At 41.4% G+C, this 14,265-nt stretch carries 12 protein-coding genes; 2 read left to right on the top strand and 10 right to left on the bottom strand.

Annotated features, from left to right (window positions below; genetic code table 11):
* Positions 1 to 20 precede the first annotated feature (20 nt).
* From NST45_RS12295 to NST45_RS12315, 5 genes are all read right to left on the bottom strand, one after another.
* Positions 21 to 926, bottom strand: a complete 906-nt coding sequence (locus NST45_RS12295; RefSeq protein WP_339825707.1) for an ABC transporter substrate-binding protein — start codon at positions 924 to 926, stop codon at positions 21 to 23.
* Positions 927 to 1,056: 130 nt separating this feature from the next.
* On the bottom strand, positions 1,057 to 2,031 hold the full coding sequence (locus NST45_RS12300; RefSeq protein WP_339825710.1) for an AraC family transcriptional regulator: 975 nt from the start codon (positions 2,029 to 2,031) through the stop codon (positions 1,057 to 1,059).
* A 176-nt stretch (positions 2,032 to 2,207) separates the two neighbouring features.
* Positions 2,208 to 3,113, bottom strand: a complete 906-nt coding sequence (locus NST45_RS12305) for a hypothetical protein (RefSeq protein WP_339825713.1) — start codon at positions 3,111 to 3,113, stop codon at positions 2,208 to 2,210.
* Positions 3,110 to 3,667 carry a sigma-70 family RNA polymerase sigma factor gene (locus NST45_RS12310; protein WP_339825716.1) on the bottom strand — a complete coding sequence of 186 codons (558 nt, stop codon included), beginning with the start codon at positions 3,665 to 3,667 and terminating at the stop codon, positions 3,110 to 3,112. The genes NST45_RS12305 and NST45_RS12310 overlap by 4 nt, the downstream gene beginning before the upstream one ends.
* 173 nt (positions 3,668 to 3,840) lie before the next feature.
* Positions 3,841 to 4,515, bottom strand: a complete 675-nt coding sequence (locus tag NST45_RS12315) for a hypothetical protein (protein ID WP_339825719.1) — start codon at positions 4,513 to 4,515, stop codon at positions 3,841 to 3,843.
* Positions 4,516 to 4,691: 176 nt separating this feature from the next.
* On the opposite strand from NST45_RS12315, the gene NST45_RS12320 reads away from it, so the two are divergent.
* On the top strand, positions 4,692 to 5,471 hold the full coding sequence (locus tag NST45_RS12320) for a GNAT family N-acetyltransferase (RefSeq protein WP_036677469.1): 780 nt from the start codon (positions 4,692 to 4,694) through the stop codon (positions 5,469 to 5,471).
* 97 nt (positions 5,472 to 5,568) lie between these two features.
* Here NST45_RS12320 and NST45_RS12325 read toward each other — a convergent pair whose 3' ends face one another.
* The 3 genes from NST45_RS12325 to NST45_RS12335 form a co-directional block, all read right to left on the bottom strand.
* On the bottom strand, positions 5,569 to 7,479 hold the full coding sequence (locus NST45_RS12325; protein WP_339825722.1) for an alpha/beta fold hydrolase: 1,911 nt from the start codon (positions 7,477 to 7,479) through the stop codon (positions 5,569 to 5,571).
* A 135-nt stretch (positions 7,480 to 7,614) separates the two neighbouring features.
* Positions 7,615 to 9,375, bottom strand: coding sequence for a dihydroxyacetone kinase subunit DhaK (gene dhaK, locus NST45_RS12330; protein WP_339825724.1), 1,761 nt, complete (start codon positions 9,373 to 9,375; stop codon positions 7,615 to 7,617).
* Between the two features lies 1 nt (position 9,376).
* Positions 9,377 to 10,513: a glycerol dehydrogenase gene (locus tag NST45_RS12335; RefSeq protein ID WP_076099237.1), complete on the bottom strand. Its 1,137-nt coding sequence runs from the start codon at positions 10,511 to 10,513 to the stop codon at positions 9,377 to 9,379.
* Between the two features lie 203 nt (positions 10,514 to 10,716).
* Here NST45_RS12335 and NST45_RS12340 point away from each other — a divergent pair, with 203 nt between their 5' ends.
* Positions 10,717 to 11,775, top strand: a complete 1,059-nt coding sequence (locus NST45_RS12340) for a PocR ligand-binding domain-containing protein (RefSeq protein WP_036677374.1) — start codon at positions 10,717 to 10,719, stop codon at positions 11,773 to 11,775.
* 24 nt (positions 11,776 to 11,799) lie between these two features.
* Here NST45_RS12340 and NST45_RS12345 read toward each other — a convergent pair whose 3' ends face one another.
* Positions 11,800 to 12,786, bottom strand: coding sequence for a VanZ family protein (locus NST45_RS12345; RefSeq protein WP_305953621.1), 987 nt, complete (start codon positions 12,784 to 12,786; stop codon positions 11,800 to 11,802).
* Between the two features lie 114 nt (positions 12,787 to 12,900).
* Positions 12,901 to 14,252, bottom strand: a protein-coding gene (locus NST45_RS12350; protein ID WP_141118633.1) for an IS3 family transposase whose coding sequence is annotated in 2 segments (ribosomal slippage) — positions 12,901 to 13,865 and positions 13,865 to 14,252 — 1,353 coding nt in all. Because the reading frame shifts where the segments join, the coding sequence is not laid out codon by codon here.
* Positions 14,253 to 14,265: the final 13 nt, after the last annotated feature.

A 14,265-nucleotide genomic window follows, 5' to 3' on the forward strand; every position in this document is an offset into this window, starting at 1 on the left:
AGAAAAGATTAAATTATCCTTTACTGTTTGATATGTTCCTTGATTTGTTCGGCTATTTGCTCCAACAATGCTTCTTTTCCTAAAGCAAAGAAAGCCTCATTATAATTTTGTCTGCTTGTCATACGATATATATTATTCGATTTTACAGCTTTCAGATTGCTCCAGACCTTGCTTTGGTCAAGAACATTCTGGTCATTATCGGATAATAAAATGATATGGTCTGGATTAAAGGTGGACAGTGCTTCTAGACTTGTCACTTTCCCTCCCCATGGATCTGGCTCCGGTGTACCTGGCGCGATGGGTAATCCTAGATCATTAAAAATCATATCCGCAATACCTGTGCGGGAATAGATGCGTATTTCTTTCTCTGTAGCTTCGATTACCGCAAACGTCTCTTCCTTGGTTATCTCAGTGATTTGATCATGTAGTAGTAGAGCACGTTGATCATAGACCTTCAACCACGCTTCCATTTCCGCTTTCTTATCAAGCACCTCCGCAACAAATGCAAATCGCTCTCTAAAAGCGTTAAAGCCATAAGGCACCCTCACTGTTGGAGCAATCATATTTAGTTGATCATAGATTTTTTCTTGGGTAGGTCCTGCCAGTATCAAATCAGGGCTTGCTGCAATGATCGCTTCTAAGTTGACTTCCGTCTGAAACCATCCAGCGGGAGTTACATCAGGCAGTTCTTTTTTGAGAATAGGAGTGATTTCTAATGAATTAGCCATATCTGTATTCCCAGTAATAACAGGTTTATATCCAAGCACCAGAAGTTCTTCCGTTGAGCCGGATACATCGGCAATTCTAACCGGATTCACCGGTAATTCAACATCTCTAGCCTCCTGACCTGAATTCCCACACCCGTACAGCATCACCATCATGATTAAGGCGATTCCGACAAAAGAGATCCGTTTTAAACTGAACATTTTTTCCAACCCTCTCCAATCTATTGATAATCATTCTCACTTCTAGCAAGTCCGATCATACACTCTGCTGATAGGACAGAACTACCGGCAGAGGGATTGAATAACGGTTTGGCGGATATTTATTTAATTTTTATCGTTTTTTAATTACTTCTGAAGGATTAATTCCATATTGCTTCCGAAAAGCTTCGGCAAAATGACTAAAGTTGTTGTAACCTACCATCGTCGCTGTTTGGCTGACACTAATATCCCCGGTACTTATGATTTCCCATGCTTTTTCTAAACGTTTGTTCCGTAAATATGCAAATACAGTTGTTCCGTACTCTTCCTTAAATCCAACTTTTAATTTGTATTCGTTAATGCCTGCCAGCTTGGACAATTCGATTAGCGATGGTGGGTTTGCCATGTGGTCAAGGATGATATCCCTGGCTTTCCGAATGTTTTCTCGGTCACTACGTGATAAATGCAAACTGCGTTTAATATGCTTTTGCTCAAAAAGAAAAACGTCAAAATATACAGATAAGAGTTCTAATGCCTTCCCCTCTACGTACAACCGGCGCATGAAGGTATGATATGGACAGTCTCTCAATTGCACCAATAATCGGGTGGTTTCTGGAAGAATAGGCATACGGAACATTCGAAAAGCACGTGAATCTAACAGTCCGGATAAGCTGCGAGCATGTGAAGAGCCTTGATCCTCCATCCATGAATCAAATAGTGTAACTGGTACACCTATGGACAATAAACGGATAGGTTCAGCACTGCGATAGTGAAATTCCGCCTGGAAATCCTGCATGAACTGCAATGAACAACTATCGGGCATTAACTCATGGCTAGTATCTGTAACATGAACTTCCCCGCTCCCCTGCAGACAAAAGCTTAACTCAATCATTGCTGCTTCGGATTGAACCTGAACTAGGCGATCATCAGCAAAACGGTAATCACTATCAACAATTTCGATCCCGGAGGGTGTGATCACTCTATCGACGTATCCTTGGGTACTGGATTGTGCAAAATGTTTCCTCTCTGTAGTGTCCCTCATAGACGGAGCCTCAAACAAAGCATCGAAATACCCGTTATAGATGTTATGAATAGATGAACTTGTCATTCTGTTATACACTCAGCAGGTAAGCTGCACTCCGTAATCCCAATATTATGTTTTATCATGAGCAGATCACCTTTTCTCTTCTATTAAATGATAACGATTATCATTCAGATCATTATATGCGAGATATTGGATAACCTGCAATGTACAGTTTGTAAGGATCACTTATCTCCGCCTCCTCAGTAAAGCGGTAGCACCTCTTGTGTCAGCCCTGAAAAGAGGTCGCTGGTTTGAACAAAAAAGGCATCAGGCAAATAATAATAAGCATCACCCATAGACACCACCTTTAATTCGGGAATGATATACATGGCGATATAAGTCCCGTCTTTTAGGTTGAACTGTAATTGATATGATTTCCCTTGGGATTGCGCCGCTGCAAGAGCTTCATATTCCTTATTGCTTAGCTCTGTTTTTTTTGCGCTGTACAAACCTTCGATAATGGACACAACAATAGGATGATCAGTGATAGTCTTTTGCACGTCATTCCCCACATGATTCAGAATATTGATATCTTTTGCATGCTCCTTCAGATTAGCCAGATCTAAATACTCCTTCGCGCTCATTGCAGAATCGTCTACCTTCGCCACAATTTCAGCTAGATAAAAATATTGCTCATCCTTAACTGCAATACGAAAATGGGATGGGTATGTTGGGATTTCATACAGCTTTCCACCAATTGCGAACGTAGCGGCATAATCCTTTTCCGCATTCTTATCCCCGTCTTTCTTTCCGGGCTCTTGGTTGAGATCAAACTCTAATGCACCAAGCGATTTGTCAGGCTCCATACCTGTGAACTTAAACTGAGCGCCATCTGCTACGAATGCATAACGGTATCCATTGTAATTCAGAATTTTGCGAACCCCTGTGGGAGACGAGACTGCTGTCTGCTGCGATATTTGTGGTGAATTAGGCAACGGCGTCTGTGGAAATTTATAAACGGCCACACCTAACACCAATGCAGCACAAGCTGCGAATGAGCCCCACTTTACATAAGCTTTTTTATTAGTGCGTCTCGCGGAGTTGGCTTTTTCTATCAAATTTTCGTCTATGTAACCGATTGTTTTGAAGAGCTCTTTATTATTCAAAGGAAATAACCCTCTTTCTGAAGATATATTTGGAGTTTTTTGCGTGTTCTGAAAAGAATTGATTTGGTTTTGCTTTCACTGATTGAGAAGCGTGCGGCAATATCGGCCAAAGAATCAGAATACCAGTAACGCCTCAAAAAAATATCCCGCTGATCTTCCTTAATGTTGTGTAGAAATTTGCTTATAGATTCGGCTATTTGTGCTTCCTCGTATTGGGTTTCAACGTTGTCTGAAGAGGATAAACAATCGTTTAATTCATCAAGAATCGTATCGAATTTTTTATTCCGTTTTTTAGCCATGTAATAATCATATTTGTTCAAAGCAATATTTCGTGTGATTCTCCCCAGAAAAGAGGACAGCTTTGCAGGAGACTTCGGCGGTATTGCTTCCCATGCACCAAGAAAGGTATCGTTAACACATTCTTCCGAATCTTCAGCATTAGACAAAATGTTATGAGCGATCCGAGTACAATAATTTCTATATTTTTTCGATGTTTCTTCTACTGCCCTTTCTTTACGTGCAAAATACAATTGTATGATTTCACTATCTTCCACTCCATCACTTCCGTTCGATTTGATTAAGCATTCACTTATAAAGTAGGAAAAGAAGTGTTTAGGTTGCATAAAAATATAATTTTCTATAAGCTTCGGCATTCAACGCTGATAATATGACATAAAAATACAAATATCCCCTCATCCTAAAGGATAAGGGGAAGTTATAATATCATCTAATTTTTAATTAATTCTACTTCCTTCATTGGAGCCTTTGTCTTACGGAGCATCATCCAGATCCCCCCCAGACAAAATAAAACACTACACCCCATGCCAAACAACGCACTGGCGTTTAATGCCTGAGGTGAGCCTTTCATCGTAAGCACAGCCATTTGAGTGACAACAATGGAGACTACGGCATCAGTAAAGCTAATCATTTTTAATGTTGATATAATGGGATTGTTAAGATGACGGTTAACAATGTTTCCATGAATGGCAAAACCAAGTTTTGTAAAAGCGATCAGTGCTACCAGATATACAATGTAACCTTCATAAACCAAAGCGTCCCCGATTAGATAAATCCGCAGGCAGACCAACAGATATGAAACACCTAGAAGACAAAGAAAAACACCGCCACGCTTATAAACATAAAGCTCCATGGAATACCTTTGCTGTGGTGAACTGACTTTTTTAGCTAATGTATATTTATGAAGTACCTGTCCTTTGGCTATACAAAGAATCAGATAATAAAGTGCATTTGTGATGAACCATCCGGACAATAGATATAACCCAAGAATTAATTTGCCTATACCAATAAAAGCATTGATGACTAGGGAAGCGGCGTTGAACATGGCGGTTCGATCTTGCGGATTTCCGAAGTACCGAACTAAGATTGCCTTAATATATATCATCCTTTCAAGAAAACCTTCATATCTCATTTTATGTTTCTAAGGGGACAATAGTATCATACTTGGCTCAACCCAGCAATAAAGCAATTAAAGTTCTGATTTATGATATATTAGAAAAGGTTGTGCTAATTCGGCAAGAGGAAATAGCAACAGCAATTGTTAATGGAGGCAGGTCGTATATGTATAGAAAATTAACAGCAGCAGAGTTGGATGTTATTTTAAGCTCGATTAATAAGGAACAGCATTTTTTATATTATTCATACCTTACTTTTCGCAGACAAAACACAGTGCATTACGGTCAGTATTCTGACCAGGGCGAGTTGCTTGGAGTATTAGCCTTTTTAAGTGGCCTTCCGTTTAATGCTTTTTCTGTATATCCAGTTCAGCAATCCTTTTGTCTCAGCTCAATGTTGGCGTTCATGAAAGATGAATTACATCTACATAACCATGCGGTGGGTAGCTTTATTATTAACGAACAAGAGCTGCAGGTCTTTGCTTCTCAGCTTGAGTTCTACAGCCCTCCCCAAAAATTGCTTCTAATGAAACATATTCATGAAGATGTTCTACCAACAGCGGACAAGCATGTTATGCACTTAGGACCTGCTCATTTCCAGCGAATTGAAGCAAAGATGAACGAGCTGCAAACCATGGCTTTTTCAAAAGAAGAATTACAGAATCCGTTCTATGGTGTGATGGCACAAGACGAGCTGATTGCTGTAGGAGGATACCACATATATAGTGAGGATTACGTTGAACTAGGAAATATCGGAACAGATGTGGCCTGGAGAAGAAATGGTTATGGAAAAAAAGTCTGTGCAGAGCTAACACGCCAAGGACATGCCATTTCAGCTAACGTATATTTGAATGTTTTTGAGGAGAATGTAGGAGCCATTTCTCTATATCAATCGCTGGGATATGAACTCATTTGCCAACAATACATCGTTGAATTTATTATTTAATCTAAAAACGTACTGCATTAGCTGCAGTACGTTTTTTCTATCTAAACCTCTTACGCCGTAGGCATATTCTTCGTAGAAGAATAGATTAAAGCATCTCTCAAAATGTAAATGTATTGGCTGCGCCCATCATCACTATAATCATACAATTCACCATGGCTCCCAGCCATATTTTTCCTGTGCACTTAAAGAGGTAACGCGAAATATAAGCTGCAATAAAAAGCTGGAAAACGAGAGGGAAAAGGACTAGTATTCTGAGCCAATCTTGATTTTGCCAAAAAGTTACGCCTGTTGAAAATAACGTTCCGTATTGTACCCCAATGAGCACTAGAATTCCAAGCACACCGCCTGTCCCGCTAATGAGCAGATCCCTCCATTCTTTCTGCCCTTCAACTGGGGTGGTAGAGTTCACGGCAATTGACTGTGCAACATAAAATATAAAGAAGAAAAGCATATAACGTAAGCCAATTAATAATTGATTCGGAGTGAATACTTTAATTGCCAGTACCCATAAGCGGAAGTCTGTCTGAAAGAAATAATCTGCAAATGCAACCAAAGCATAGAATCCAGTGAATATACATACCGCAAGTGCAAAAGTCTTCAGCAGTTCTTTCAAATTTGTTTTTATTCCCCAGCTTTCAGAGTGCTCATTATAATTTTTTCCTGATAAACGAGTGGTTAACCAAAATAACAATAGACCCACAAGGCCGTTAAAGATCGCCCAGATTAAAATAAAGTTCATGGCGGTTTGTGGAAATAAACTACGAGGCTGAAGGATATCCGATCCAGCTATAATACTCCAGCGACTGATCGGAAGGTATGATATTGCGGAAATTACCCAACTCATTATCCAAGAGCTCCAAAAAAGAATTTTGCTTTTTCTGGTCTTAGGTTCCGGTAACTTGGCAGGAGTAGGTTGAATTAGACTATTGAAACAAGGAAGCTTGAGGAGCAATACCGCAAAGGGGACAATAAATAAAAAGGATCCTAACAAGCCGATAAAGTTAAAGATCTCTTTCCATAACCATAATTGGTTGCCGGCAGATAACGGATTATTGATTTGAAACGCTTTCGTAAAAAAGTCTGCTAAATAACCAGTGCTCGCCACCGAAAAGTGTTGCCAAGGGTGGATCTCCGCTGGATTGTACACGACGCGCAAGGTTTGATCAGCTGCATTACCGTAATATTTGCCGATTTCCACAGCGTTTATTTTTTGATTCTCCGGCATTACTGAATTTATAGCAGCTAGTGATTCTGGGGCATCGCCCGAAAGATCGGCATTCCCCTTCGCAAATCCGGAGCCGCCCTCATCATATTTGCCAACATTGATGCCTACATTGGCATGGATGTTTTGAAAAGTCTCATCGGTAGACTGTTCGACCTGAGAAACAATGAAAGCGGATGCAACTTTATTCGAAGCATCAGCCTTGGCTTGTTCACTTACCGTAATAACTGCGCCGTCTTCCGAAGAGGGACCTTTCGCCGCTTCGAGCTCCGCCAAATAAAGTTGGCCATAATACTGGAGTGTACTCCAGGTAATCATTCCACCCATAGAATGACCACTAATGCCGATTTTTGTAGAGTCTACATAATCAAGACTGGATGATGCATATTCCACCAGAGGAATCATCCCATTATTCTCTGACATTATCGTTGGGAAAAATGGCATATCAGGAGAGCTCGAGCCTCCATGCCATAAGAAATCCATTGCAATCACAGCAATTCCCCGACGGGAAAGTTCGATTGCGGTACTATCCTGCATCTCTTTATTATTTAAAAAACCGTGACTAGTAATGACGAGTGGAACTTTATGCTCTGCATTTGCTGAGACAGGCCTGAACAGGTTTCCCTCAATCCAAGTACCATTATCGGACGGAATCTTAAACTTACTAATCTGGACCTTGCCGAAATCTGTTTGCAAGAAAGAAGCTCCCACACAACTGATCAAAACCATGGATAAAGCGACACATAAAAATTTCAATGCTAATCTCGTAGACAGAAACTTTTTCATCTGGTCTCCCCCCCAAAAAAAGTATCAAATCAAAATGTGTAACACAAAATGGGCAAAAAAAATAACCTGAATCCGAAAAATTCATTAGTAGACCCCATGAGTAGATATCCCTCGGATTCAGGTTATGTGTGATTCTTATTTCATTGCTTTTGCCAGCTCTGTGAAAATAACCCCAAGTGCATGAGCACCCGCATCCGGATAACCGATGCTGCGTTCCCCTACTGTGCCGGCTCTTCCCATACGGGCAACGATTTCTATAGTATTTTTAGAACCTTGGACAGCTGCTTCCGCTGCTTTACTTGCCGCCACTTTGATATCGTCGCCTTGTTCTGCACTTTGGGTCCAGGCATCTGCAAACGGTACAAGCGCATCAATCAATGTCTTGTCTCCGACAACAGCCCCTCTGCCAAAAGATCTTTCACCCGTATCTTGAATCCCTTTGACAACAGCTTGCATCATATCAGCAAACTCCTGAATGGTCAGCTCTTCCTTCTGTTGAACATTTTTGCTCGCTGCGCGGAAGCCTGATCCCCAGATCGGTCCGGATGCTCCGCCGCAATATTCCATAATGACCATGGAGCAGGCGTCAAGAAACTCACCGATATTAGTGAGATGATGAGCTAAAATATCTTCCCACTCGACTTTCAGCTGTTTAAAGCCCTTAGCTACACTCATCCCGAAATCTCCGTCTCCAGCGTGGGAGTCAAGCTCACAGAACGGAACTTCATTCTCAATAATAACCTGGCTCATTTGATCGAGCAGATAGACGATATTTTGCAAAGTAAACCGATTGTTCTTAATCACCGCTGCAGCAGCATCCGTATTATTCTTAAAGGATACATTGCTGTCTGCTTTCTCTTCCTGGATTACTTCAGTATAGTTCACAGGCTCAAAGGGGCCTTTAATCGACAAGGCTGGTGTATCACAAGGCGCAGTTAACCATTTCTTCAGCGTCTCATCCAGCTTCATTATCGTCACCGATGCACCTGCCATGTCAATGCTGGTCATGTAGTTACCAACAAACACTTTAAACACTTGTTTATTCTTAGCAGTTAATTCGCGGATGACAGAATTGTTCAGCAAATATAACTCTTGCAGCGGGGTGCCGCCAAATCCATTAATTAATACGGCTACTTCCTCCTGCTTCTGATCATTCATTTGGAAGTTGTCTAGCAAAGAGGTAACCATTCGCTGTGCTAATTCATCTGCGGGTACAATTTTCTCCCTGCGTATTCCAGGTTCTCCATGGATGCCAACCCCGTATTCCATCTCGTTCTCTTCAATATGAAATGTCGGAGTACCTTTGGCAGGCACGGTACAAGAGGTATAGGCGAAGCCTATGCTGCGCACATGATCAATTGCATGTTGGGCCGCTTCTTTCACTTCCGCTAAGGACAATCCAGCTTCTGCTGCTGCTCCGGCTACCTTATGAACAAGCACTGTTCCGGCTACGCCTCTTCTCCCTACTGTGTAAAGGCTGTCTTCAACGGCAATGTCGTCGTCTACTTTGACATAATCCACTTCGATGCCGTCTTCAGTTGCTAGATGGGCCGCATTTTTAAAGTTCATGATGTCACCGCTATAATTCTTGATAATAAGCAGCGAACCTTTTGTGCTTGCTGTGCGGCGAATCGCTTGATAAACCTGGATTTGGGATGGTGAAGCAAACACATCACCGCATACAGCTGCATCCAGCATCCCGGTTCCTACGAACCCGGCATGAGCCGGTTCATGCCCGCTTCCGCCACCACTGATCAGGGTAACTTTATCTTGATTAATCTCTTTCTTAGAAATCACTTTAAATTTCGGATCGAAATCCAGCTCGGGATGCGCCAAGACAAGCCCGTTACACATTTCCCTAACCAGAGTCTCCGGCTTGTTTATGATTTTTTTCATCTTAAAGCTCCTTACTTGATTTATATTGACGGCCTAATTGATCGGCTGCCATAATTGCTGATGCAACCGCATCCTCCGTAATTGGGAACGGCATCGAATGGATAGATTCCTCAGCAATGCAAGCTTTTTTAGCAACCTCAAGCAGTTCCTCATAGGTTACATGCTCAACACCAATATCCGCTAAGCAAACTGGGAGACCAATCGAAAGACAGAAGTCCAACACTTCTTTTAATTCAGTCCGGTCTGCGTTTTCAAGAACCAGTTGAGCAATCGTGCTGAAGGCTACCTTTTCACCATGATAATAATGATGAGTTCCTTCCAAAGCAGTTAACCCATTATGAATCGCATGAATCGCTGCCAAACCACCGCTTTCAAACCCAAGACCCGATAAAAGAATATTCGTCTCGATTATATTCTCCAAAGCTGGGGTTACGATATTCAGATCGCAAGCCTGCTTCGCCTTGAATCCATTCTCAAGCAATGTCTCATAACAGAGCTTTGCAAGTCCCAGCGCTGTTACTGTCCCTTTAGCTTCACCGCAAACCCCTTCACGAACTCCGCAAGGTAAACCTGCATTCACATTGGAATACGAATTTGCAGTAGCTCTTGCTTCAAAATAGGTTGAAAGTGCATCTCCCATGCCTGCCACAAGAAATCTTGTAGGTGCATTGGCAATAACTGTTGTATCAATCATGACTACACTCGGGCTTTGCTTGAAATAAGCATAATCATCAAATTCACCTTCCGGAGTATAGAGCACCGCTGAGTGGCTTGTCGGAGCATCAGTTGCTGCTATCGTTGGAACGATAATCAGTGCTTCTCCTTCAGCTACACATTTTGCCGTATCAATCGCCTTACCTCCACCCAAGCCAATCGTACATGCACATTGATGCTCCTTGGCTAGCGCTTGTAATCTGGCGACTTCTTGTCTTGAGCATTCCCCGTGGAAGCCGCTTTCAACAAGAGTTATATTAAATTTCTGTTTAGTTGACTCCAGTTTGTCTTTCACACGTGTTACATCATCTGGATGGGCAATTAACAAAGCAGAATCACCAAAGGTTTTTACGAAGTAACCTAAGTTCAATAATTCATTCTCACCTTGTACATATTTCGTCGGACTGATAAATGCTCTTCTCATTTTTCGTTCCTCCTCAGTTGTTTATAGTTATCATTATAGATTGCTCTAATTTAAGAAACATGAAACAATAAAAGCTTATTAAAGCGTTTTCTTATCGTATTTTTTTGTCATAATCGTGAAAAATCGAACTTTCATGTCATTGTGTTGAATTATTCTGTATAATGTTCATTAAGATTCTATAACTTACATAGGAGAATTTTGTGATGTCAAAATCCCGGTTCAATCTAGAAGAAATTATTGATTTGAAGAAATGGGAAAAGCTCCAGGATTCCTTATCTCTTGTAACCAAAATGGCTATTCTTACTGTTGATTACAAGGGTGTTCCCGTGACCAAGCACAGCTATTGTCAGCCTTTCTGTCAAGGTGTGCGCCAGGACTCCCATCTCTCTCAATATTGTCAAAAATGTGATGCCCGCGCTGGAATTGAAGCGGTTCGCCAGAACAAACCGTTTATTTATTTATGTCATTTCAATATTATAGATATCGCGATTCCAATCATTATAGATAATCAATACCTAGGTGCAATTATGGCCGGACAGCTCAAGCTTCGTGAACCTGACGCGCCACAACTGGAGCAGATTGTCTCTCGGCCACCGAATGTGGAGACGAACATGAAGTTTCAAACACTCAAAGAGGATTACCTGGCACTGCCTGTTTTATCCTACGATGAAGTAACAAAGTGTGTTGAGCTGCTGCTGCAGTTAAGTACCTATATCGTGGAGGAAGCCATTCAAAAGCATACTACCGTGGATTTGTACAAAAAGGTTCTGACCACCAATATAGAAGAACCCGCTTCTGCCGAAGCTATGGACGAATCAGACCGTACGTACCGAAAAATCCAATCCATACAGCAGGAGTTATCCGGGGCGTTGATCGAGACCAAATTAAAAAATGGTGTTCAAAAGTTCGTCTCAGCGAATTCTGTGCTTCAGCCTGCTTTTAATTACATTTATACACATAAAAATGAGAATTTCAGCCTCAAAGAAATGGCTAAGCTTTGTCATATCAGCCCCAGTTATTTCAGCCGTATTTTCACAAAAGAAACTGGAGAGAATTTCTCCGTCTTCATTGCCAGACTCAAGATTGAATGGGCTAAGCAACTGCTGGAATCCACGGATTCCCCGATCAATCAAGTCAGTGATGATTTGGGCTTTTGCGACACGGGCTATTTCATTAAAACCTTCAAAAAATACGAGAACCTCACCCCGGCTGTATATCGGAATATGTATATGAGGCGATCAGCAAAAGAAACCCTCCGTTAATAAAATTAGCGAAGGGTTAGTTCCTCATTCCCACCAATGCTTCATTTCACTAAATCCTACATCCCATAACTTCACATTCCCTTTAAGGATAAAGGTTATTTCTTTTACGGTAACTAATGCCGTATTGTTGAGTTCAGCTTGGGAACTATATTGTTCACTGGATTGAAGGATCACGTTGCCATCAGCTATAATCATTAGTTCACTGCTAGAATTTTCATTTTCCGGGAATCCAAAGCTGAAATATAACGATACCTCTTTTTTATCACCCAAAGTATAGGTGTATTTTTTAATTTCTTCACCTTCACTGCTGTATAAATTCATTTTTGGTATTATATTTTCACCAGCGATAGTGAAACTGGGAAGATTATGCGTGATAGGCATGCTTCCCGTAAGCTTTTCCAACTTTTGTAATCCCTGCACAGGTCTTTCACTTTTCTTCAGAGTTAAATCAATGATCTCAGAGATTCCCATGATTCCAACCAATAGCACAACAACAGATAATGTCGAAGTAAAAAGCGATCTCCTGGTGATTTCCGGGGAAAATCCAATCTTATATGCACAAAATCCGATCATTGCCCCTAACGTATTGGAGATGACATCGGCTACATCAAAGGAACCTAAAAAAGTTAAAGCTTGAAGAGTTTCCAGCCCAAAAATTGTTAAGATAAACAAACAAATAAACTTCTTAAAATGTGTACGATACAGCAAAGGGAATAATACGCCAAAAGGAATAAAAGCAGCGATGTTCCCAAAGTCATAAACCCAAGAAAAGGATAGGTCAAAGAGATCAGGAAAAAGAAGCGGAACACTTTCAGGAATCAACATAAACGTGTATTCATACTGGCTTGTTGCATGCTCAACTCTATTGAAAGCAAAAAACAAAAAATATAAGATCAACAGTGTATACAAAATAGTTCCTATAATAAGGATCTTCCGTAATTTCACTCCCATAATAACTTCACAATTCCCTCCATATGTCGATGGAAATAGTATATCTCTCCAAGGTGACATTCCCGTGACACTGAAGGTGACGATTTAGTCATTCAAGGCTTATTTCGATAAAAAAGCCATCACCCTTAGTTTGAACTGTGACCGTATTTGTGGAAAGTTGAAAAAAGAAGACCTTTAAGAAGCAATTAATAGGTGACTCCTGAATTCATCGGGAGTCATCTTTTTTAATGTCCATTGATATCGCTCGGAGTTATAGTAGGCGATATAGTCATCAACCTTTGTTCGTAATTCCAAGAGAGTCATACATGTCTTGTACTCCAAATCATCCTTCAGATGGCCAAAAAAGCTCTCCATGGCGGCGTTATCCCAGCAGTTCCCTTTCCGTGACATGGACTGTGTAAACCCAGCTTCGCGTACGAGAAGGCGGAATCTAGGGTGAGTATAGTGCATTCCTTGATCCGAATGCAAAAGGGCTTCTGGATGAATATTGCCATCCAGTCGTTCAAGTAGTTTCTCCAGTGTTCGTTCTACAATTGGCATAGCCAATGAAGAAGAGAGGTAGTGAGCTAAAATTTGTCTCGTAGCCCCGTCTTTCACCACGGATAAATAAGCACATTGTCCATTACCATAATGCATATAGGTAATATCCGTCAGCAGCACTTTCTCAGGCTCTCCTTGGTCAAACTGGCGCTTGAGTAGGTTGGGACATGTTTGGTGCTCTTGTGTGGCTTTTGCCATCTTGCGATAGGGATTTGCTTGCCGGATCGTAGCAACAAGCTTATATTTTCGCATTAATCTTCGAATCTTTTTATGATTCATGATGATACCATTCTCCCGTTCCAGCCACATCTTCACGACCAATGCTCCAGCTTTACCATTCAAAGCGTCATAGTGTTTCTTGATAAGGAAAGCGTCTCGTTCGTCTGCCTTCTCTCGCAACTGTCTTGCTTCCTCAGCGACTTGCCAACGGTAATATCCGCTTAAGCTCACACAAGCTAGCTTACACAAATAACGCGTCATTCGCTGCAGACCGTGCTTACGTATCGTTTGGTTAATAATTTCGTAGCGCTCGGAGGGGGTCAACGTTTCCTCTGCATCTTCTGCTTTTCGAGCGCCTCCAGCTTTTTTAAGAAGTCGTTCTCCATCTCCAGAAGCTTGATTCGTGCTTCTGCACGTTTTAACTTTTCCTCGGTAGAAAGTTCCCCTGTCGGTCGTCTGCCCGGGGATCCTTTTCCTCGTTGTTCCTCTAGTAGTCCAGCCTCTCCCAGAGCATTATATGTATTACGCCAACGGGTTAGGCAATGCTTAGGCTTCTTGCGACCGATAATATCTAGGTTAAATCCTGCGCTAAGGAAGATCTCCATTGGGGCTTGGCCTTCCTTATAGGCCTTAACCGCAGCCAACTTAAACGTTGGTGAATAGGTAATACTCTTTTCCGTCACGTTCTCTACATTTGGATTGTTCTCTAGTTGTTTGATCTCATTTTCGTTGAATATCCTTGAGCTTCCTCTTGTTTTGTTATTCATGAAGGCTTCCTCC

Origin of the sequence: Paenibacillus sp. FSL R7-0163, assembly GCF_037969975.1 — a bacterium.
In the GTDB taxonomy this organism is placed as follows: Bacteria; Bacillota; Bacilli; order Paenibacillales; family Paenibacillaceae; genus Paenibacillus_AQ; species Paenibacillus_AQ odorifer.